The organism is Janthinobacterium sp. TPC_1 (assembly GCF_056037845.1).
In genome coordinates this window covers 984,325-1,004,146 of sequence record NZ_CP195157.1, presented here as the reverse complement: position 1 = coordinate 1,004,146, position 19,822 = coordinate 984,325, and the positions used below count along the sequence as shown (strand labels likewise).

The following is a 19,822-nucleotide window of genomic DNA, read 5'->3' as shown; positions in this document are numbered from 1 at the left end:
TGCGGGGGATGCTCTTTACGTGGAACCGGCCGCGCGCTTGATGCGCCGTTCCAGCTTTTCCATATCTTTCTTGACGCCGCACGATTCGGACAGCGCGCGGGCGCGTTTCAACTGGGCCATGGCCGCTTCCGCCTGCGCCATCAGCGCCGGGGCGATGTCCGTCTCGTCGGCCTGATCCAGCACGGCGATCATGGCGAGGCCGATGGCCTTGTGCAGCTTGGCGCGCGCCTGGTCGGGCGCGTCGCTGGCGGCCGTCAGATGCTCGACGGTGCCCAGCACCTGGGCCGCATGCTGCGGGTCGGCGGCCAGCTTGCCGTGCAGGAAGCCCTCGGCAAATTCGTCCAGCATCAGGGTGGCGATGTCACGGCTGTAGGTGTCGGGCAGGGTGAACTTGTGCGCCAGCGCGTATTCCGCCATGACCAGGGCGCGCTCGTACTCGCCCGTGTCGATGTGCCACACCAGCAGGGTGGCAAAGACGTCATCCTGCGCACCCTTGCCGCCCGCCAGCACGCCATCGATCCACTGCGCGTAATCCGGCAGCAAGGTGGCCTTGACCTCGATCTTGCGTTCGACCGACTGGATGGATTTCAGGCGCCGGCGGTCGTCGGACAGCTTGTAGAGCATCAGGTCGTAGGCCGTGCCGGTGGTGACGCCCTGCGGCGCGGCGGCGCCGGCCGTGCGCTCGGCCAGCATGCGCGCGCGGTGGCGCAGGGCGGGGGATTGGTTCGCCATCACTTGTCTTTCAGCTCGATGTTTTCCACCAGCGCGGCCAGGCCCAGGTCTTCGATCACGTAGGCGTCATTCGACGACTCGTAGTTCTCGATGCGGTCGCGTTTCGGCACGTCCTCGACGCGGCGGCGGCGCGCACCTTCCTGGAAATAGATCGACAGATTGTCGAAACGGGTAATCAGGATGGCGTTGTCCGGGAAGTAGGGCACGCGCGCCGCCGGCAAGCCGCCGATGCGTTTCTGGCTGATGATGATGTCGGCCGCCAGGGTTTCCGTGGGTGCCTGCTTGGCGTTGACCAATGGAAAATACTTGTCGTTCAACAGCTTGCGTCCGACGATGGCCACCAGATTGGTGTCTTCCTGATACCACGGATCCAGCAGGTTGACGGCATCGGTGACGGCCGCGTCCAGGTTGGCATAGTCGGCGCCGTCCACGTCGCCGATGATGACCTTGCCAGGCATGCCGGCGGCCACCAGGCCCAGCACGCGCTCGGGCGCCAGCTCGCGCAGGTGCTGCAGCCAGCCTTTATTCACGTCCTGCAGCAGCGGATTGGCGTCCAGATCGGTGTCGGCCATGGCTTTCACGCCATTGAAGCCGATGACGATGCGGTCGAGCGCCTGGCGCGTCAGGATGGCATTGGCCACGCGCGATTGAAAATCGGGGAACTTGGCCCAGGCGTCAAGCTTGGCATAGTTCAGGTGCGTGTCGAAGTTGGTTTGCTCGCAGCGGTACTTGGTGCCGTCCAGGGTGGACAGGTCGCGCGTCTTGCGTTCCTTGTCCTTGGTGTTGGTGCGCCCGGCAATCGGGCCGGACACGCCCAGGCCCAGCTTTTCGCCTTCCTGTTCGGTCACGCCGATGATGTTGACCTTCGACAGGAACTCGCTCGATTCCTGCATCTTCGTTTCCAGCTTTTGCTGCACGCTGGGCGTGACGCTGAAGGTCTTGGCCACGTTGTCCGTGTCGTTCAGTTGGCCCAGGCGGGTTTCATATTGGCCAAAGACCTGGCGCGTTTGCTTTTTCATAAATCAGTGCTCCGTTGTTGAATGGGGGGAAGAAAGGGCGAGGGCGCTTAGAACTCGGTCTGCACGGCGCCGTCGTTGCCGGTGGCGGCCGGGCGGCGCGGGCCGTTGCCGGGCGTTTCGTCCATCTGCGCCTTGAAGGTGGCCAGCTCGTCCTGCGTCGCTTTCTGCGCCTTTTCCGCGGCATCGAGGCGCTTGAGGGCATCGGCATAGTTGTCGTTGGCGGTGACGACGTGGCCGGCCAGTTCCTGCACGGCTTCGCTGATGTCGGCGAACTGCGCGGCGTCGGCGCCGGATTTATTGGAGAAGCGCGACAGCAGGTTTTTCACGGCGTCGGCCAGCTTGATGCCCTGCTCTTCAAACTCCAGCGTCACCTCGACGGCGGAGGTAAACAGGTTGGTGCTTTGCTGCTTGCGGCCGGCGGAGAAGAACTGCAGCGCTTCGGTGCCCAGGCTGGCGGGGCTGTCCGTGACCCCCAGGCCGACCAGGTAGGGCTGCGACGAGTTGGCAAAATCCGGCTGGATTTCCAGGCTGGTATAGAGCTTTTGTTTCGCCTTGTTGATGGCCACCAGTTCCGGCGTGGGTTCGATCTGTGCGAACAGGGCCAGTTTCTTGCCGCTGTCCGTGTTCACTTCCTCGGCTTTCACCGCGATCACGTCGCCGTAAGCCTTGAACTGGCTGTCGGGCAGGATGCCGCGAATGTGCTCGAGCCAGATGCGCGCGCCGTAGGTCTTCGGGTTGTAGGTGGCGGCGATCTGTTCGATGGTGGCGCGGTCGATGTTGCGGCCGTCCGTGGTGGCGCCTTCGGTGGCGACGCGGAAAAATTTCGATTTGGACATGGTGGGCGTTCTCGGTTGATCGGATAACGCCATGGTCAACGTCTTGGCGCTGCGATTCAATGCGCTGCGGGTTGCTATGGGGCATAGCGACTTTTGCCTTTCCCCGCTCCGCGCGCGCGCGGCCTACGCTGGCGGCATGCTAGTCATTGAACAAAAAACCGAAGAGAAAATCGCCGAACTGGCCGTGCCCGAATCCGAGCCACGCCGCGCCGCGCGCGCTCTGTACTGGAAGGGCTGGCGCATTTCGTCCATCGCGCGCCACCTGGGAATCAAGCGCAGCACCATCAATAGCTGGAAAGAGCGCGACGAATGGGACAAGGCGCAGGCCATCGAGCACGTCGAGGCGTCGGCCGAGCTGCGCCTCGTGAAACTGATCGAAAAAGAGGTCAAGAGCGGCAGCGACTACAAGGAAATCGACTTGCTGGCGCGCACCATCGTGCAGATGGCGCGCGTGCGCCGCTACGAGCAGCCGGGTGGCAACGAGGTCGATCTCAACCCCAAACTGGCGAACCGTAACGCGGGGCCGAAGAAGAAGCCGACGCGCAACGATTTCAGCGAAGAACAGAAAATCCAGCTGCTCGACGCCTTCCAGGATTCGCTCTTCGACTATCAAAAGGTCTGGTATCGCAACGGAGACCAGCGCACGCGCGCCATTTTGAAGTCGCGCCAGATCGGCGCTACCTGGTATTTCGCCCGCGAGGCGCTGGCCGATGCGATGGCGACGGGGCGCAATCAGATTTTCCTGTCCGCCTCAAAAAGCCAGGCCCACGTCTTCAAGCAATACATCGTGCAATTCGCGCGCGAGGCGGCTGGCATCGAGCTGACGGGCGACCCCATCGTGCTGCCGAACGGCGCCCACCTGTATTTCCTGGGCACCAACGCGCGCACGGCGCAGGGCTACCACGGCAATTTTTACTTCGATGAATTCTTTTGGACGCAGAACTTCCAGGAACTCAACAAGGTGGCCTCGGGTATGGCCATCCACAAGAAATGGCGCAAGACGTATTTTTCCACGCCATCCTCGACCACGCATCAGGCCTATCCGTTCTGGACGGGCGAGCTGTTCAACAAGCGCCGCGCCAAGGCGGACCAGGTCAATATCGACGTGAGCCACGGCCGCCTGTCGTCGGGTTTTACCGGCGAGGACAAGATCTGGCGCCAGATCGTCACCATCCTGGACGCCGAGCGCGGCGGCTGCAACCTGTTCGACATCGATGAGCTGCGCAACTTCGAATACAGCCCCGACCAGTTCGACAACCTGCTGATGTGCAATTTTATTGACGACTCGGCCTCGGTCTTTCCACTGGCCGAGCTGCAGCGCTGCATGGTCGATTCCTGGGTGGAGTGGGACGATTACAAGCCGCTGCTGGGCCTGCGCCCGTTCGGCAACCGACCCGTGTGGATCGGCTACGACCCGGCCTTGAACGGCGACAGCGCCGGCTGCGTCGTGCTGGCGCCGCCCATGACGACCGGCGGCAAGTTCCGCATTCTGGAGCGCCACCAGTGGCGCGGGCAGAGCTTCGAGGATCACGCCGACGCCATCCGTCAGATGACTCAGCGCTACAACGTCGAGTACATCGGCATCGACACGACCGGCATGGGCATCGGCGTGCTGCCCATCGTGCGCGGCTTCTTCCCGGCCGTCACGGCCCTGAATTACTCGCCCGAAGTCAAAACGCGCATGGTCTTGAAGGCCAAAAACATCATCAGCAAGGGCCGGCTGGAATTCGACGCCGGCTGGACGGACATCGCGCAGTCCTTCATGGCCATCCACAAGACCCTTACCCCCAGCGGACGGCATGTGACCTATGTCGCCGGCCGCAGCGATGAAACCGGCCACGCCGACCTGGCATGGGCCTGCATGCACGCCCTCGATCACGAGCCATTCGAAGGCACCACCGACAACCACCACTCTTTCATGGAGATTTATTCTTGAGCAAAGCACGACACTTGCGCGCGCGCGGCCGGCAGGCCCAGGGCGCCCCATCAACAGCGGCCACGGCGCCGGCCGCCGCCAGCATCGAGGCGTTTTCCTTCGGCGACCCGACGCCCGTGCTCGAGCACGCCGACATTCTCGACTGCTTCGAATGCTGGAAGAACGGCCATTGGTATGAGCCGCCCGTCAACCTGGCCGGCCTGGCCAAGTCCTTTAATGCCGGCGTGCACCACAGCAGCGCCATCCACTTCAAGGCCAACGTGCTGGCATCTACCCTGATCCCCAGCAAGTACCTGTCGCGCGATGCCTTCAAGCGCATGGCCCTGGACTTCCTGACGTTCGGTAACGCCTACCTGGAAGACCGGCCCAGCCGCAGCGGCAAGGCGCTGGCGTACCAGCACGCGCTGGCCAAGTACATGCGGCGCGGCGTCGATCTGGATACCTATTTCTTCGTCAACGGCTACCAGGCCGTGCACCAGTTCGACAAGGGCCGCGTCTTCCACCTGATGGAACCGGACGTCAACCAGGAGCTGTACGGCGTGCCGCAGTACCTGAGCGCGCTGCAATCGGCCTGGCTCAACGAGGCGGCCACCTTGTTCCGTCGCAAGTACTACAAGAACGGCTCGCATGCGGGTTTCGTGTTCTACATGACGGACGCGGCCGCCAACACGCAGGACGTGGACAACCTGCGCCAGGCCATGCGCGACAGCAAGGGGCCGGGCAACTTCCGCAACCTGTTCATGTACGCGCCGAACGGCAAGAAGGATGGCATCCAGATTCTGCCCGTGTCGGACGTGGCCGCCAAGGACGAGTTTTTCAACATCAAGAGCGTCACGCGCGACGACCAGCTGGCCGCGCACCGCGTGCCGCCGCAGCTCATGGGCATCCTGCCGAACAATGCCGGCGGCTTCGGCGCGGTGGAACCGGCCGCGCGCGTCTTCGCCCGCAACGAGCTGGTGCCGCTGCAGGCGCAGTTTGAAGCGATCAATGAATGGGCCGGCGTGGAAGTGGTGCGCTTCGCCCCGTATGACCTGGCCACGGGCGGGGAGGGCGCGCAATGAGCGACCACGTAGACAACACCGACAAGATCATCTTTGCGGAGGTGGCGCGCGGCCTGGCTGCCGTGCGTGGCCGGCCCGCCCTGGTGGCGCACGGATGCTGCCACTACTGCGCCGAGGCGCTGGTGCCCGCGCTGCTGTTCTGCGATGTGGATTGCCGCGACGATTACGACAAGGAACAGGCGGCCATGGCGCGCGCCGGCCGCCCAGGATGAGCGCCACGCCGCGCTAGCCAGCGGGGCAGGGCCGCGACAGTCCAGCCGCGCCGGAGTGCCCCAGCCACCACACAAGCCGCCCACGAGGCGGCTTTTTCACGCCCTGTCGATTTATGTTGCATCAAACACAAGAAAAAAGCCCATTTCGACCCGGCGCGCGCAGTTGTCCCCCCTCCACACCTGCCCGCTATATAGGGGTCTTTTGACTCAAATTTGCGCCATGGCCGAAGGCGCATGAGGACTGGCGCGGCGGGGCGAAGAGGGGGAGTGAGATTTGACGCATTTTGACGCACTTTGAGCGGTTTTTCGTGCGGGTGGTGTGAAAGCTAAGAAGGGCTGTTTTTGTGCGCTGGCAGGGCTGTATTGCAGCCGCACAGCCCGTGCTTATTCAGTGCTGGCCAGCCGCGCGGCAACCTGCGAGCCATCCGCGCTACGGATTAATTCCGTGCTCACCGCATGCCATTCGAACAGGTCGGCATCGAGCATTGCCTTACGCGCAATATGCATGACTTCATCTATCTCGAGTTATCTGTAAATAGAGATGGGCGGACTGTACTTTCCGGCTTTGAACGTCACAGGAATAGTGATGGCAATTTTGCAATTTCGCACAGTTATGGCTTTGCTTTGTGAGGGCGAGTCGCCCGAGCCTTCTCTGATGTTAGATGATTTCTCGGCCAGATTGAGTGCACTGTGGCCTATTATTTCAAATTGAGAAACAAAGATGTCAGTAATGAAACTTTCTTGAAATTTTCGTTTAAATTGCAATCAATTGCAAAGCTTTATTAAGATCGAGATATTGCAATGCAATTAATGGGAGTTAGTGCTTACTTAGTGCGTAGTGGGCGGCTTATGCGTTGCCTGAAAAGTCAACAATTTACGCACATAAAATGTCAAAAAAATTACACGGTTTTATGAAAGAAAGTATTGCATCGTTTTTCGACCATCACTACAATTAGCTCAGTTCGGTAGCAAAACCACTATATGTAGGGAGACTTGTTAGTGGATTTTGCGCTGTGAAGGTGAAGTAACTAGCGCCTTGGAACGCTAGTTACTTCGAATTTGAACCCAGCCGCTGACACGCGGAACATAACTAGCAATGGAGCTAGAAAGGCAGGGATCGTATATGGCAAAAACCCATATGATCAGGAGATCGTAGGTTGTTGCGAGTCATGGCGCTTGTTAAGCGGTCATGACTCCATTCTAAGCAAAAAATCGACATTTATCATCTTTTATTTATCATTAGTTGATACATGTTGCATTGTGAAATTTGAATATTAGGAGTCATCTCATGGCAACCAAACCGACACCAACCAAACAAATGCCTATCAGCGCAGTCACTGGTCGTATTGTGACACCTGAGTATGCAAAGTCTCATCCGAAAACCACAGTTGTGATGACTGTTCCTGTTGGAAAACCAACTAAATCGAAGTAGATTTAGTTGTTTTGGTAGAAAAAAAGCCACGTTCTAAACGTGGCTTTTTTGCATCTTGAAGAATTTTTCAAACAGTTTGATCCACTTGTTAGATCATGGGGTGTTTAGGCTTGCTGCTCCACAAACCATATTCTGTTCGCATAGATGGCTGCTTGTGCGGCTGCTATAATGTTGCTTTTGCGGAGCAGAAACGGGGCGCAAGCCCGCATGGTTGTTGAGTTACTTGTCGAGCTTCCCAAGCTTACGACGAGGGTTCGATTCCCTTCACCCGCTCCATTTTTCGCTGGCGCCTGGTTTTGTGCGGCGCGGCCACTATTTTCTTCATTCCCATGTCCTCTGATACCCCAGCAAACGGCCCGGCGCGGCCGATGATGTACGATCCGACCGAACACCGCATCCGCAGCTTCGTGACCCGCGCGGGACGGTTGTCTGTCGCGCAGGCGCGCGCGCTTGAGACCTTGGGGCCGCAGTTCCTGCTGCCTTTCGCCAAGGACTCCATGGATTTCGAGCAGGTATTCGGGCGCAAGGCGCCGGTCATCCTGGAAATCGGTTTTGGCATGGGCGCGACGACGGCACATATCGCCAAAGCCATGCCGGAGAAGGATTTTATCGGCGTCGAAGTGCATACGCCCGGTGTGGGCAGCTTGTTGAAGCTGATCGGTGAAGAGTCGCTGACGAATCTGCGCCTGCTGCAGCACGATGCCGTGGAAGTGCTGACGCACATGATCCCAGCCAATTCCTTGGCCGGTATCCACGTTTTCTTCCCCGATCCGTGGCACAAGGCGCGCCACAACAAGCGCCGCCTGATCCAGTCGCCATTCGTCAAGCAATTGACCGATCGGCTCGCGCCGGGTGGCTATCTGCATTGCGCCACAGACTGGGAAGATTATGCGGTGCAAATGCTGGATGTGCTGGGTGCCGAGCCGCAGCTGCGCAATAGCGCCGATGCTTATGCACCGCAGCCGGCGTATCGTCCGCTGACCAAGTTTGAAAACCGCGGCCTGAAGCTGGGCCATGGCGTGTGGGATCTGGTGTTCATCAAGAAGTAAATTTCTTTGGCGGTTTGCCCACCTGTGCCGTTTGCACGAGAACAAGCCTGCCGCGGTGACGCCGCAGGCTTTTTTCATGCGCACGCTAGCGTGCGCTGGCTAGGCAGGGCGCGGGAATTACGGTAGTCTTATCTTTTTTGCATTGAGTAATATTATGTCCAAGAAAATACTCGTGACCGGCGCATCCGGTTTCATCGGTTCGCATACCTGTGTCGAATTGCTGGCTGCAGGCTTTGAGGTCATCGCGGTGGATAATCTGTGTAATAGCGCGCGCGAAGCGATGGCGCGCGTGGAGCGCATCTCCGGTAAAAGCGTGCCCTTCTATGAAGCGGACGTGCGCGACCGCATGGCCATGGCGGCCGTCTTGCGCGAGCACGCCATCGATGCCGTGATCCATTTCGCCGGCTTGAAAGCCGTGGGTGAATCGGTGGCCCAGCCGCTGATGTACATGGACAACAATGTATCGGGCACCGTGGCGCTGCTGGAAGTGCTGGCGGCGGCGAACGTGAAGCGTTTTGTCTTCAGCTCGTCGGCCACCGTGTATGGCGATCCGGAAGCCTTGCCGATCCTGGAAACGTCGCGCCTGTCCGTGACCAATCCGTACGGCCGCTCGAAGCTGATGGTCGAGCAGATCCTGGCCGATCTCGTGCATGCCGACGCGCAATGGCAAGTCGGTGTGTTGCGCTACTTCAACCCGGTGGGCGCGCATGCCAGTGGCCTGATCGGTGAAGATCCTGCCGGTATCCCGAATAACCTGATGCCCTTCATCGCCCAGGTGGCAGTGGGCCGCCGCGAGCGCCTGGCCGTGTTCGGCAACGACTACGCTACGCCCGATGGCACGGGCGTGCGCGACTACATCCACGTGGTCGACCTGGCGCTGGGCCATGTGGCGGCGTTGAACCGCCTGTTTTCCACCGAGGGCGGCTTTACCGTCAACCTGGGCACGGGACACGGCTATAGCGTGCTCGACACCGTGCGCGCCTTCGAGGCCGCCAGCGGCCGCAAGGTTCCCTATGACATCGTGCCGCGCCGCCCGGGCGACATCGCCAGCTGCTATGCCTCGGCCGACAAAGCGAAGGAATTGCTGGGCTGGCAAGCGCAGAAAAATATCGACGACATGTGCCGCGACCACTGGCGCTGGCAGCATCAGAACCCGCAAGGCTACGCAGTGTAGAAAATCCGGTAGATGTAAAAAAATCCCGCTCACACAAAAGTGTGGCGGGATTTTTTTAGAGCGCCAGCAACCCAATGGCGCCTGAAAAATGCCCAGGGCTAGGCGCAAAGCCGAAGACAGTACGCAAGTACGGCGAGGCGAAGCGACAACGCCCCAGGCTTTTTCTCAGGCAGCCATTATGGGTACAGGCCGCGCACTTCGCGCGCTTGCAGGACGCGCGTGCACGCCAGGATGAAGGTGGCGGTACGCATCGACACTTTCTTCTCTTGCGACACTTGCCAGACCGCGTCGAACGCTTCGCGCATGATGCGGGTCAGGCGGCTGTTGATCTCTTCTTCCGTCCAGAAGAAGCTCGAGAAGTTTTGCGCCCATTCGAAGTAGCTGACGGTCACGCCGCCGGCGTTGGCCAGCACGTCCGGCACGATCAGCACGCCGCGGTCGGTCAGGATGTCGTCCGCGGCCGGCAGGGTCGGGCCATTGGCGCCTTCCAGGATGATCTTGGCGCGGATGACTTGTGCGCGTTCGGCCGTGATTTGCTGTTCCAGCGCGGCCGGGATCAGGATGTCGCAATCGATGCCCCAGAAATCTTCGCGCGGCACGAATGCCTCGGCGCCCGGGAAGCCTTCGACGCTGCCCACTTCGGCCACGTGTGCCAGCAGTTGCGGGATGTTCAGGCCGCCGGCGTGCACGACGGTGGTCTTGTGGTCTTGCACCGCCACGACTTTCGAGCCGGCTTCAGCGAACATGCGTGCAGCGACGCCGCCCACGTTGCCGAAACCTTGCACGATGACTTTCGCGCCTTCGAGCGACATGCCGACCTTGGCGGCCGCATCGCAACCGACGACGAACACGCCGCGGCCCGTCGCATCGCGGCGGCCCAGGCTGCCGCCCAGCGAAATTGGCTTGCCCGTTACCACGCCGGTCGACATATTGCCGCCGATCATGGCATAGCTGTCCATCATCCACGCCATGACTTGCTCATTCGTATTGACGTCCGGCGCCGGGATATCCTTGTTCGGTCCGATGATCATGCTGATCTCGCTCGTGTAGCGGCGCGTCAGGCGTTGCAGTTCGTTGCGCGACAGGGTCTTCGGATCGACACGGATACCGCCCTTGGCGCCGCCGTATGGCACGTTGACTGCTGCATTCTTGACCGTCATCCAGGCCGACAGCGCCATCACTTCCGACAGGGTCACGTCCTGGTGGAAGCGCACGCCGCCTTTACCGGGGCCGCGCGACAGATTGTGCTGCACGCGGTAGCCTTCGTAGTGGGCAATGGTGCCGTCATCGCGCTCGATCGGCACGTCGACCGTCAGGATGCGCTTTGGACGCTTCAGCGTTTCCACCCAGCGCGACAGGTTGCCCAGGTACGGCGTAACGCGGTCGATCTGCTCGAGGTAGACGCCCCATGGGCCAAGGTCTTCAGGATTGAGGTAGGAAGGAAGTGCGTGCTTGCTGGTCATGCTTGATAAGCTCCTGGACAATACGAATACGTTAGAGGCACAGCCGAGATGCAGCTGCGCGCAGCGGAACCGCATCGTAGGCGATAGCCTCATGCCCCGGCCAATGCTTTGTGCGCATCCGGTTATGCATTTATTGCATAGATTGGAGGTCAGGATGGAATTGTGGTGAAGGCTGCACGCCGGCGTTTTTTTCCGCCGCGCGCGGCGCTTTCCTGCGCCTGCACCAGGTATTGCCACAGGCTTTCGACGATCTGCTTGCCGGGGCGCAGGCCCGACGGGCGCTCGCGGTACAGGCGGATTTCCAGCTCGATTTCCCAGCCTGGCGCGCCGCCGTCGGCGCGCGCCAGGTGCTTGTATTTGACGTCGCGCATGACTGCCGATTCGGGCAGGAAGGCGATGCCGCGCCCCTCCAGCGCCATCATTTTGAGGCCTTCGGCCATGTCCGTTTCGTAGCAGGTTTCCAGGAACAGGGGTGCCTTGGCGTCGGCCACCAGCAGTTCCACCATGCGTCCCAGGTAGGCATTGCTGGTGTAGGAGAGGAAGGGCAGCGGCTCCTTGGCGCTGCCGGGCAGGACGAAGTCCGGCACCTTGTCCTGGCCGCAGCGCGCATACGCGCGCACGGTTTCGCGGCCCATCACCAGCATGTCGTAGCGGCCCGGGTCGAGCTGCACCGGCTGGCGCGGATGGTGATAGCACAGCAGCAGGTCGCAGCCGCCGTCGACCAGCTGCAGCACCGCGTCGTGCACGTTCAGCGCCATCAGGCGGCTGTTGATCGGTGCAAAACCTTCCTCCAGCGCCGTCAGCCACTTCGGCATGAAGGTCAGCGACAGGGTATGCGGCACGGCGAAATCGACGCTCGTTTGCGTGGCCGCGCGTTTGCCGCGCAACAGGGCGCGCACGCCGTTGATTTGCCCCAGCATTTCCAGCGCCTGTTCGTAGAACACGGCGCCGGCCGGCGTCAGCCGCGTCGGGTACGAGGTACGGTCGACCAGATCGATGCCGAGCCAGTTTTCCAGCGACTGGATGCGCCGCGAGAAGGCCGGCTGGGTGACGTGGCGCAGGGCCGCGGAACGGCTGAAATTATGCGTTTCAGCGAGCGAGATGAAGTCTTCCAGCCATTTGGTTTCCATCGCGGCAGCGTTCTCTTATCAAGGGCAGGGGCAAGATGACGTGGTCAGGGCGTATCGGGTGCGGCCGCCGGCTGGTACAGGGCGGCGGGCAGGCCGAAGAAGGACGGCGGGGGCCAGGGTCGTGCCGTCGAGCGAGCCGCCCGCGTTCAGGGCCTTGTTGATGGCCGACAGCAAAGAGCTGCGGTCGGCGAGATTTTTTATCAGGGCGCGCGGGCCGTTGTGGAAAGTATGCTGGGCGATGTCCGCGGCGACGACAAAGATCGGTTCGCGGCGCAGGGGGAACTCCACCCACTCGCCATCCTCATCCTGGGCGCGGAAGGTGTCGGGCAAGGTCATGTTTTCGGCGCCGGGAAGGTGCGACGCCAGCACCAGGCCGAAGGCTTCCGGCACCACGTCGGCCAGGCGGCGCACCGTCAGGTCGTCGCCGACCAGGGTACGGACTTGCGCTTCCACCGCGTCATCAGCGTCGGGCTGGGCGCCGAGGATTTTCACGGCCTGGTAAATCAGGTCCGGCGAGAGTGCTTCCATTAAATCATCTCCAGGATCATGGCGACGATTTCGTCGCCGTACGAGGCCAGTTTTTTCTCGCCCACGCCGCTCACGCCGCGCATCTGTTCCAGCGAGGTGGGCTTGGCCTTGGCGATTTCGCGCAGGGTGGCGTCGACGAAAATCACGTAGGCGGGCACGTTGTGCGTGCGCGCCGTCTCCACGCGCCACCAGCGCAGCTTGTCGAAGATCGCCTGCTCGCTGGTAGACAAGTCCGTCTCGACATAGCCTTTTGCCACGCTGGTGCTGCGCTTGCTGGTTTTCACCGGTTTCTGGTACTGGCGTAGTTGCACTTTCTGGCCGCCCTTGAGCACGGGGCGCGAGGCGTCCGTCAGTTTCAGCGAGCTGTATTGTTCATGGTCGACCGAGACGAGACCGAGCGCGATGGCCTGGCGCAGAATCGATTTCCATTCCGCTTCGCCCAGGTCCGAACCGATGCCGAAGACAGACAGCGAATCGTGGTGCCAGGTCTTGATGCGTTCCGATTCCACGCCGCGCAGCACGTCGATCACGTGGCCGCCGGCGAAGCGCTGGTCGACGCGGTAAATGGCCGACAGCAGTTTTTGCACGGGCACCGTGCCGTCGAACGATACGGGCGGCACCAGGCACGTGTCGCAATTGCCGCATGGCGAAGCCGGTTCGCCGAAGTATTCGAGCAGGCGCATGCGGCGGCAGCTGAGCGTTTCGCACAGGCCCAGCATGGCGTCGAGTTTCACGCCCAGCACGCGCTTGAAGGTGTCGTCCGCTTCGGATTCATCGATCATGCGCCGCTGCAGCACCACGTCCTGCAAGCCGTACGCCATCCAGGCGTTGGCGGCCATGCCGTCGCGGCCCGCGCGCCCCGTTTCCTGGTAATAGCCCTCGATGCTTTTCGGCAGATCGAGGTGGGCGACGAAGCGCACGTCGGGCTTGTCGATACCCATGCCGAAGGCGATGGTGGCGACCATGACGATGTTTTCCTCGCGCAGGAAGCGCGCCTGGTTGGCGCTGCGCTTGGCGTACTCCATGCCGGCGTGATAGGGCAGGGCGCGGATGCCGCTCTGGTTCAGAAATTCCGCCGTCTCTTCAACTTTTTTGCGCGACAGGCAGTAGACGATGCCGCAGTCGCCCGCGTGTTCCGTGTTGATGAAGTCGAGCAGCTGCTTGCGGCCGTTCGCCTTTTCCACGATCTGGTAGCGGATGTTCGGGCGGTCGAAGGACGAGACGAACTGGCGCGCGTCTTCCAGCTGCAGGCGCAGGGCGATTTCGGCGCGCGTCTGCGGGTCGGCCGTGGCCGTGAGCGCGATGCGCGGCACGTCCGGGAACTGCTCGTGCAGCACCGACAGCTTGATGTACTCGGGACGGAAGTCATGCCCCCACTGGGCCACGCAATGCGCCTCGTCGATGGCGAACAGGGAGATCTTCGAGGCCTGGAACAGGTCCAGGCAGCGCTGCGTCATCAGGCGCTCGGGCGCCACGTCGGGCGCCACGTAGACGACGTCGATGCCGCCCGTGCGCACCAGGCGCTCGATGCGGCTCGCCTCTTCGTAGGTTTGCGTGGAATTGAGGAAGGCGGCGCGCACGCCGACTTCCTCCAGCGCGTCCACCTGGTCCTGCATGAGGGCGATCAGCGGCGAGACGACGACGCCGACGCCATCGCGCAGCAGGGCGGGGATCTGGTAGCACAGCGACTTGCCGCCGCCGGTGGGCATCAGCACCAGCGCGTCGCCGCCATGGCTGACGTGGTCGACGATGTCGGCCTGCTGGCCGCGGAAGGCCGGGTAGCCGAAAACGGTCTGCAGCAGGTGCAGCGCGCGCTGGTTAAGATCTTGATTCATAGTGCCTTATTCTGCCCAAACAACCCAGCCGTAGTGGGCGCTGGCCAACACCAGCAAGCCGAACACGATGCGGTACCAGGCAAAAAACGTGAAGTCGTGCGAACTGATGTAGCGCAGCAGCCAGCGCACGCACAGGAAGGCGGAGATGAAGGCGGCTACGGTGCCCAGGCCGAACAGGGGCACGTCGGTGGCCGACAGGATGTCGCGCGCTTTATACAGCGAGTAGAAGGTGGCCGCCAGCAGGGTCGGGATGGCCAGGAAGAACGAGAATTCGGTGGCTGTCTTGCGCGACAGGCCCAGCAGCATGCCGCCGATGATGGTCGAGCCGGAGCGGCTGGTGCCGGGAATTAGCGCGAACGCTTGCGCGCAACCCACCTTCAGGGCGTCGAACGGCGTCATTTCATCGACCGAGTTGACGCGCACGGTGACGGGATTGGTGCGCGCGCGGCGCTCCACCAGCAAAATCACGATGCCGCCGATGATGAAGGCCATGGCGACCGGTACTGGCTTGAACAGCGCATGCTTGATCATCTTGCCAATCGCCAGGCCGATGATGGCCAGCGGCAGGAAGGCGATGGCCACGTTCAGCACGAACTTGCGCGATTTGACCTCGGTGCTGAAGGTGGTCAGCACGCTGCCGATGCGCTGGCGGTACTCCCAGCACACGGCCAGGATGGCGCCGGCCTGGATGGCGATCTCGAAGACATCCATGACTTCTTTCGAAACATCCTTGGTAAAGTCGAGCAGGCTGCCGGCCAGGATCAAATGACCCGTGGAGGAAATCGGCAAGAATTCGGTAAAGCCTTCGACCAGCCCCATGATGATGGCTTTTAACGCAAGAATGAGATCCATAGATGTATAAACGGGTATAAGTGACAGGATGGGGTGACCGCGTGGCGCCAGCAATGTGCGCGGGGTCGAAGCTTACCATGCCGGAGGCCCGTCGAGCCGATTTGGGCGCTGGCGGGCAGCGGTTTTTTGCCGCTGCCCGCCAGGCAAGGGGAGAGTTCAGGAAGCCTGTTTTGCCGGCGCGGCCAGGCGCGCGCTGGCCGCCACCAGCAGCAGGGCGGCGCCCAGCATGGCGAAGGCGATATTCAGGCTGGTGGCGTGCGCCACGAAGCCGATCACGGCCGGACGGCCAGGATGCCCGCATAGCCGATGGTGGTGATGGCCGCCACCGCCAGGCTGGCCGGCATCGCATGCTGGTTGCCCGCCGCCGTAAACAGGATGGGCACGATGTTTGCAGCGCCCAGGCCGATCAGCACGAAGCCGGCCATGGCCAGGCCGGCGTGCGGCGCCAGCACGGCCAGGAAAAAGCCGCTGGCCGCGCACAAGCCGCCGAAAGTAAGCACCCGCTTTCCGCCAAAGCGGCTGACCACCTTGTCGCCCGTGAAGCGGCCCACCGTCATGGCGATGGCGAAGGCGGCGTAGCCGAGGCCGCCCTTGGCCTCTTCCACGCCGCGCGTGGTGGTAAGGAACAGGGCGCTCCAGTCGAGAATCGCGCCTTCGGCCAGGAAGACGATAAAGCACAGCAAGCCGATGAAAATGACGGCGCCGTGCGGCATCACGAACAGCGGCGTCTTTTCGCCGGAAGCGGATGCCGTCGGCAGCAGATGGCCTTGCGCAGCGCCCAGACGCCGCACAGCAGCAGCATCACCACCGCGCACGACCAGGCCGGCGTCAGGCCCAGCCACAGCAGCAGCGCCATGCAGGCCGCGCCGGCAAAGCCGCCCACGCTGAACAGTGCGTGAAAACCCGACATCATGGCGCCGCCATTGGCCTTTTCGATGATCACGGCCTGAATATTGATGGCCACGTCAAACGTGCCCATGGCCGCGCCGAACACCAGCAGCACCAGGCCCAGTTGCAGCGGCGTGGCAGCCAGCGCCAGGCCGGGCAGGATGGCGGTCAGCAGCAAGCCGGCGCTGCAGATGACCTTGCGGCAGCCGAAGCGTGCCGTGAGCATGCCCGTAAACGGCATCGCGCACAGCGAGCCGGCGCCCAGGCACAGCAGCAGGATGCCCAGGGTCGCTTCATCGAGGCCCAGGCGCGACTTGGCGTAGGGAACCAGCGGGGCCCAGGCGGCCATGCCGAGGCCTGCGGCGAAGAAGACCAGGCGCGTAGCGCGTTGTTTGCAGGGTGCCGGTAAGGTGCATGGGGAAGCTTTTCAAGAATCGGGGTGGATAAAATCAGGCGCGGGCGCGCAGCACTTGCACACCTAGCCGTTCAAAGGCGGCGATGTGGGCAGCGTCGGCATCGGCTTCCAGCACCAGATGCTGCAGCAATCCAGTCGCCAGCACGCCGAACGGTGCGGCAGTGCCCAGCTTGTCGCTGGTGACGGCCACGACGACGGCCTTGCTGGCGCCGGCGATGCTGCGCTTGAACTCGGCCTCGTCGTAATTGAACGCCGTCACGCCCGCGTCCGCATCGGCGCCGCAGGCACCGAGGAAGCACAGGTCGGGATGCATGCGCTCGACCGTGCGCAGCGCCTGCGGACCCAGGCTGGCGCCGGCGCGGCGGTCGACCCTGCCGCCGGCCATGATCAGCTCGATTTCGGGACGTTCCATCAGGGCCATGGCAATGGATGGGGCGTTGGTGATGACGGTGAGCGCCAACTGCGGCAAGGCGCAGGCGATGGCCAGATTGGTCGAGCCCGCATCGAGAAACAGCACCTGGCCCGTGCGCACGAGTGACACGGCGGCCTGCGCCAGGCGCGCCTTGCGTTCCGGCGCTTCCTGTTTGCGTTGCGTCAAGGTACCGCCATCGGGCGCCAGCGGCAGGGCGCCGCCGTACACGCGCTGGCACAGGCCGGCGGCCGCCATCTCGCGCAAGTCGCGCCGTATCGTATCTTCGGAGACATCGAGCTGGCGCGCCAGGTCCAGCGCCAGCACGCGGCCGTCGGCATGCAATTGTTGCTGGATCAGCGCGTGGCGTTGTTTGAGGAGCAGGGTGGCGGACATTGGTATATTTCTGAAACGTGCAGGAATGTGCATGAATATACGCAAACGTGCAAATGTGGTCAACAGTTATCTGTCAGCCGCAGCCTTATGCGCGGCCATGGATGGTCATCAGGAATACTGATTCTGGAGCGGTGCGCGCCGCCAAGCCGCTCAGGGGGCCGTCAGCCGTTCCAGCTCCGCCAGCCAGCGGATGGCATGTTCGCGGCTGCTGCCGCACATATCCTCGGATGGCTGCAAGCCGCAGCAAAACGCGGGCCGCTCCGGCTGGCCAAAGATATTGCAGCGGTTGTCGTCGGCCAGCTGGATGCAGCGCACGCCCGCAGGCTTGCCATCAGGCATGCCGGGAATCGGGCTGGTGATGGACGGTGCGGTGCAGCAGGCGCCGCAGGATGGACGGCATGCCAGGGTGGCAGATGGTGACATGGGATTTCAGACGAGCGGGTGAGGAGCCGACAGTATAGCAAGCCGGCCCCCGTGTCTCGCCAGGGCGGTGTTTAACGCACGATGCTGACGCGCTTGCCCGACAGGGTGCGGCGGGCCGGGTCGCCATGTACGGTGATGCGGCCGGAACCGCTGGCGCGGGCGTTGACTTCATTCTGGACGGTGACGTCGATGTCGCCGGAACCGTTGCTCGCCAGATACGCGACGTCGCTGCGCAGGGCGGCCAGGTTGATGTCGCCCGAGCCATTCACGTTGGCATCGAGACGCTGCACGGCGCCGCTGGCGCTGATGCTGCCCGAGCCGTTGACGGCCACGTTGATGCGTTCGCCGCGCACGCCGCCCAGCTGGATATTGCCGGAACCGTTCTGCACCGCGTCCGTGTTGCCGCTGGCGAGGGCCGCCGCGTTGATGCTGCCCGAGCCATTGTTGGCCACGTCGAGGCGTCCCACCGTGCCCGACAGTTCGCTCTTCATCGAACCGCGCTGCTCCAGGCTGAAATCCTCGCCATTGAAACCACTTGCCACCAGGCGGCCCGAGCCGGAAATGTTGATTTTCCTCAATTGCGGCGTCGTATAGATGACGTGGATACCATTGCTGCTGCGAATGTTCGTATCGCTCCAGATGCGCAGGGTATTGCCGCTCACTTCGCTATGGATGCGCGGCTGCAGGTTGCTGTCCGCCTCGATCACCAGCGATGTTGCCGGCCCCACGCGCACGTCGATTTTCAGATCGATGCGCTTCATGCATGCTGTCGATGTCGAGCGTGTCGATGTTGCTGACCTGGCGCGCGTCGCGACTCACTTGTTCGTTGCCCTGGATGGTATTGCCACCCGAGTCGGCATAGCGCACTTCGCCATCGTTGGGGTTGATGACGATGGCGCAACCGCCGAGGGCAAGGGCACAGCACAGGGCCAGCAGGGTACGCATGGTGTTTCCTTTATGATTGTTTTAGTTCGGAACAAGAAAAAAGCCGGCTGCCGCCCCGCGGCTGCCGTGCTGTCGATGGCAAGGTAGCAAATCCGACACGCTAGCTGAGGGGAAATGCGATGAACTGCGCAAAACGGGGGCTGAAACGCATTCTGCTTCACCCGGCGCGACAGGTCCGGCGGCAGTGGAGGTGTCGCCAACGCCGGCACGGAGCGTACAATACCCGTGTTCGGCGTGCCGGGCGGTGCCCCGCGCTTGACCTTGCCGATAGACAGGGCTACTATTAATGACTCAAAAGTAAGTTACTTGGAAAGATACATGCAAGCCCCGATTGATACCAAGCCCCGCTGGGAGCGGCGCAAGGATGCCCGCCCGCAGGAATTGCTCGCCGCCGCCCTCGACCTGTTTGTCGAACGGGGTTTCGCATCGACGCGCCTGGAGGATGTGGCCAAACGGGCCGGCGTGTCGAAAGGCACCCTGTACTTGTACTTTGAGAATAAACAAGAGCTGTTCAAGGCCGTGGTGCGCGACAATATCGTGCAATCGATCGGCGAGGCGGAAGACAGCATGGCCGCCTCGGACAGCACCAGCGCCGACTTGCTGCGCAGCATGATGATGCAATGGTGGGAAGAATTCGGCGCCACCAAGCTGGCCGGTTTGACCAAGCTGATGCTTGCCGAAGCGAACAATTTCCCGGAACTGGCGCAGTTTTACAACGAAGAGGTGGTCGCGCGCGGCAATGCGCTGATCGCCACCCTGCTGGAACGGGGCATGCAGCGCGGCGAATTCCGCCAGGTCGATCCCGTGCTGGTCAGCACCATCCTCAGCGCGCCCGTCACCATGCTGATGATGTGGACACACTCTTTCCTGCCATGCGAGGTCAAGAATATCGATCCGCTTGCCTATATGGATGCCTTTATCGACATGAGCTTGCGCAGCCTGCAGGCGGAGGCACCCGGGAAAAGCTGATCCGCTGGGCCTGCTTCCACCGTTCAGTTGCCCCTTTTCCAAGGTTCGCCCCCCCAAATCTGCAGATCGTCGCAAATTTCCTCCATTCCCCGCCTTTATGGTTAACATGTGCTTTCAG

Annotated in this window: 19 protein-coding genes and 1 pseudogene; 6 read left to right on the top strand and 14 right to left on the bottom strand. The window is 62.1% G+C overall.

Annotated elements, in window-relative coordinates; all coding sequences use genetic code 11:
* Window positions 1–15: 15 nt before the first annotated feature.
* From gpM to ACQVLG_RS04890, 3 genes are read right to left on the bottom strand one after another with little or no spacing between them, the layout of a single operon-like run.
* Window positions 16–732, bottom strand: a complete 717-nt coding sequence (gene gpM, locus ACQVLG_RS04900) for a phage terminase small subunit (RefSeq protein WP_474293142.1) — start codon at window positions 730–732, stop codon at window positions 16–18.
* Complete coding sequence (locus tag ACQVLG_RS04895) at window positions 732–1,751, bottom strand: phage major capsid protein, P2 family (RefSeq protein ID WP_474293140.1); 1,020 nt, start codon at window positions 1,749–1,751, stop codon at window positions 732–734. The genes gpM and ACQVLG_RS04895 overlap by 1 nt, the downstream gene beginning before the upstream one ends.
* A 47-nt stretch (window positions 1,752–1,798) precedes the next feature.
* Window positions 1,799–2,587: a GPO family capsid scaffolding protein gene (locus ACQVLG_RS04890; RefSeq protein ID WP_474293138.1), complete on the bottom strand. Its 789-nt coding sequence runs from the start codon at window positions 2,585–2,587 to the stop codon at window positions 1,799–1,801.
* A 136-nt stretch (window positions 2,588–2,723) separates the two neighbouring features.
* Here ACQVLG_RS04890 and ACQVLG_RS04885 point away from each other — a divergent pair, with 136 nt between their 5' ends.
* The 3 genes from ACQVLG_RS04885 to ACQVLG_RS04875 are packed head-to-tail and all read left to right on the top strand — an operon-like array spanning window position 2,724 to window position 5,796.
* A complete protein-coding gene (locus ACQVLG_RS04885) occupies window positions 2,724–4,523 on the top strand; it encodes a terminase ATPase subunit family protein (protein ID WP_474293136.1) in 1,800 nt (599 codons plus the stop codon).
* Entirely contained in the window at window positions 4,520–5,584 is a 1,065-nt protein-coding gene (locus ACQVLG_RS04880) for a phage portal protein (protein WP_474293134.1), read from the top strand. The genes ACQVLG_RS04885 and ACQVLG_RS04880 overlap by 4 nt, the downstream gene beginning before the upstream one ends.
* The gene (locus ACQVLG_RS04875; RefSeq protein ID WP_474293132.1) at window positions 5,581–5,796 is read left to right on the top strand and encodes a hypothetical protein; all 216 of its coding nucleotides are present in this window, start codon (window positions 5,581–5,583) and stop codon (window positions 5,794–5,796) included. Before ACQVLG_RS04880 ends, ACQVLG_RS04875 begins: the two co-directional genes overlap by 4 nt.
* Window positions 5,797–6,180: 384 nt before the next feature.
* Here the strand turns inward: ACQVLG_RS04875 and ACQVLG_RS04870 are convergent, their stop codons facing one another.
* On the bottom strand, window positions 6,181–6,303 hold the full coding sequence (locus tag ACQVLG_RS04870; RefSeq protein WP_474293130.1) for a hypothetical protein: 123 nt from the start codon (window positions 6,301–6,303) through the stop codon (window positions 6,181–6,183).
* Between the two features lie 1,293 nt (window positions 6,304–7,596).
* On the opposite strand from ACQVLG_RS04870, the gene trmB reads away from it, so the two are divergent.
* Window positions 7,597–8,277 carry a tRNA (guanosine(46)-N7)-methyltransferase TrmB gene (gene trmB, locus ACQVLG_RS04865; RefSeq protein ID WP_230539270.1) on the top strand — a complete coding sequence of 227 codons (681 nt, stop codon included), beginning with the start codon at window positions 7,597–7,599 and terminating at the stop codon, window positions 8,275–8,277.
* 154 nt (window positions 8,278–8,431) lie between these two features.
* Complete coding sequence (galE, locus tag ACQVLG_RS04860) at window positions 8,432–9,451, top strand: UDP-glucose 4-epimerase GalE (protein WP_230539129.1); 1,020 nt, start codon at window positions 8,432–8,434, stop codon at window positions 9,449–9,451.
* Between the two features lie 176 nt (window positions 9,452–9,627).
* Here galE and ACQVLG_RS04855 read toward each other — a convergent pair whose 3' ends face one another.
* The 10 genes and pseudogenes from ACQVLG_RS04855 to ACQVLG_RS04810 form a co-directional block, all read right to left on the bottom strand.
* Window positions 9,628–10,914: a Glu/Leu/Phe/Val family dehydrogenase gene (locus ACQVLG_RS04855; RefSeq protein WP_034785857.1), complete on the bottom strand. Its 1,287-nt coding sequence runs from the start codon at window positions 10,912–10,914 to the stop codon at window positions 9,628–9,630.
* Window positions 10,915–11,063: 149 nt separating this feature from the next.
* Complete coding sequence (locus tag ACQVLG_RS04850) at window positions 11,064–12,044, bottom strand: LysR family transcriptional regulator (protein ID WP_474293127.1); 981 nt, start codon at window positions 12,042–12,044, stop codon at window positions 11,064–11,066.
* Between the two features lie 18 nt (window positions 12,045–12,062).
* Window positions 12,063–12,572: a hypothetical protein gene (locus ACQVLG_RS04845; RefSeq protein WP_474293125.1), complete on the bottom strand. Its 510-nt coding sequence runs from the start codon at window positions 12,570–12,572 to the stop codon at window positions 12,063–12,065.
* Window positions 12,572–14,407, bottom strand: coding sequence for a DNA helicase RecQ (gene recQ, locus ACQVLG_RS04840; RefSeq protein WP_474293123.1), 1,836 nt, complete (start codon window positions 14,405–14,407; stop codon window positions 12,572–12,574). The genes ACQVLG_RS04845 and recQ overlap by 1 nt, the downstream gene beginning before the upstream one ends.
* Window positions 14,408–14,413: 6 nt before the next feature.
* Window positions 14,414–15,259 carry an undecaprenyl-diphosphate phosphatase gene (locus ACQVLG_RS04835; RefSeq protein ID WP_230539125.1) on the bottom strand — a complete coding sequence of 282 codons (846 nt, stop codon included), beginning with the start codon at window positions 15,257–15,259 and terminating at the stop codon, window positions 14,414–14,416.
* 156 nt (window positions 15,260–15,415) lie between these two features.
* Window positions 15,416–16,496: pseudogene (locus ACQVLG_RS04830) on the bottom strand (MFS transporter).
* A gap of 100 nt (window positions 16,497–16,596) precedes the next feature.
* Window positions 16,597–17,367 carry a DeoR/GlpR family DNA-binding transcription regulator gene (locus ACQVLG_RS04825; RefSeq protein WP_474293121.1) on the bottom strand — a complete coding sequence of 257 codons (771 nt, stop codon included), beginning with the start codon at window positions 17,365–17,367 and terminating at the stop codon, window positions 16,597–16,599.
* Window positions 17,368–17,517: 150 nt separating this feature from the next.
* On the bottom strand, window positions 17,518–17,790 hold the full coding sequence (locus tag ACQVLG_RS04820) for a YkgJ family cysteine cluster protein (protein ID WP_474293119.1): 273 nt from the start codon (window positions 17,788–17,790) through the stop codon (window positions 17,518–17,520).
* A 71-nt stretch (window positions 17,791–17,861) separates the two neighbouring features.
* On the bottom strand, window positions 17,862–18,551 hold the full coding sequence (locus ACQVLG_RS04815) for a head GIN domain-containing protein (RefSeq protein WP_474293117.1): 690 nt from the start codon (window positions 18,549–18,551) through the stop codon (window positions 17,862–17,864).
* Window positions 18,457–18,735, bottom strand: coding sequence for a hypothetical protein (locus ACQVLG_RS04810; protein WP_474293115.1), 279 nt, complete (start codon window positions 18,733–18,735; stop codon window positions 18,457–18,459). Before ACQVLG_RS04810 ends, ACQVLG_RS04815 begins: the two co-directional genes overlap by 95 nt.
* 318 nt (window positions 18,736–19,053) lie before the next feature.
* On the opposite strand from ACQVLG_RS04810, the gene ACQVLG_RS04805 reads away from it, so the two are divergent.
* The gene (locus ACQVLG_RS04805) at window positions 19,054–19,704 is read left to right on the top strand and encodes a TetR/AcrR family transcriptional regulator (RefSeq protein ID WP_474293113.1); all 651 of its coding nucleotides are present in this window, start codon (window positions 19,054–19,056) and stop codon (window positions 19,702–19,704) included.
* The last annotated feature ends 118 nt before the right edge of the window (window positions 19,705–19,822 follow it).

Excerpts from the sequence above, each read along its gene's own strand:
- ACQVLG_RS04810 (WP_474293115.1), bottom strand. The coding sequence starts at position 18,735 with ATGCGTACCCTGCTGGCCCTGTGCTGTGCCCTTGCCCTCGGCGGTTGC.
- ACQVLG_RS04870 (WP_474293130.1), bottom strand. The coding sequence starts at position 6,303 with ATGCATATTGCGCGTAAGGCAATGCTCGATGCCGACCTGTTCGAATGG.
- ACQVLG_RS04820 (WP_474293119.1), bottom strand. The coding sequence starts at position 17,790 with ATGTCACCATCTGCCACCCTGGCATGCCGTCCATCCTGCGGCGCCTGC.
- ACQVLG_RS04805 (WP_474293113.1), top strand. The coding sequence starts at position 19,054 with ATGCAAGCCCCGATTGATACCAAGCCCCGCTGGGAGCGGCGCAAGGAT.
- ACQVLG_RS04895 (WP_474293140.1), bottom strand. The coding sequence starts at position 1,751 with ATGAAAAAGCAAACGCGCCAGGTCTTTGGCCAATATGAAACCCGCCTG.
- recQ (WP_474293123.1), bottom strand. The coding sequence starts at position 14,407 with ATGAATCAAGATCTTAACCAGCGCGCGCTGCACCTGCTGCAGACCGTT.
- gpM (WP_474293142.1), bottom strand. The coding sequence starts at position 732 with ATGGCGAACCAATCCCCCGCCCTGCGCCACCGCGCGCGCATGCTGGCC.
- ACQVLG_RS04845 (WP_474293125.1), bottom strand. The coding sequence starts at position 12,572 with ATGGAAGCACTCTCGCCGGACCTGATTTACCAGGCCGTGAAAATCCTC.
- ACQVLG_RS04875 (WP_474293132.1), top strand. The coding sequence starts at position 5,581 with ATGAGCGACCACGTAGACAACACCGACAAGATCATCTTTGCGGAGGTG.
- ACQVLG_RS04815 (WP_474293117.1), bottom strand. The coding sequence starts at position 18,551 with ATGAAGCGCATCGATCTGAAAATCGACGTGCGCGTGGGGCCGGCAACA.
- ACQVLG_RS04885 (WP_474293136.1), top strand. The coding sequence starts at position 2,724 with ATGCTAGTCATTGAACAAAAAACCGAAGAGAAAATCGCCGAACTGGCC.
- trmB (WP_230539270.1), top strand. The coding sequence starts at position 7,597 with ATGATGTACGATCCGACCGAACACCGCATCCGCAGCTTCGTGACCCGC.
- ACQVLG_RS04855 (WP_034785857.1), bottom strand. The coding sequence starts at position 10,914 with ATGACCAGCAAGCACGCACTTCCTTCCTACCTCAATCCTGAAGACCTT.
- ACQVLG_RS04825 (WP_474293121.1), bottom strand. The coding sequence starts at position 17,367 with ATGTCCGCCACCCTGCTCCTCAAACAACGCCACGCGCTGATCCAGCAA.
- galE (WP_230539129.1), top strand. The coding sequence starts at position 8,432 with ATGTCCAAGAAAATACTCGTGACCGGCGCATCCGGTTTCATCGGTTCG.
- ACQVLG_RS04850 (WP_474293127.1), bottom strand. The coding sequence starts at position 12,044 with ATGGAAACCAAATGGCTGGAAGACTTCATCTCGCTCGCTGAAACGCAT.
- ACQVLG_RS04890 (WP_474293138.1), bottom strand. The coding sequence starts at position 2,587 with ATGTCCAAATCGAAATTTTTCCGCGTCGCCACCGAAGGCGCCACCACG.
- ACQVLG_RS04835 (WP_230539125.1), bottom strand. The coding sequence starts at position 15,259 with ATGGATCTCATTCTTGCGTTAAAAGCCATCATCATGGGGCTGGTCGAA.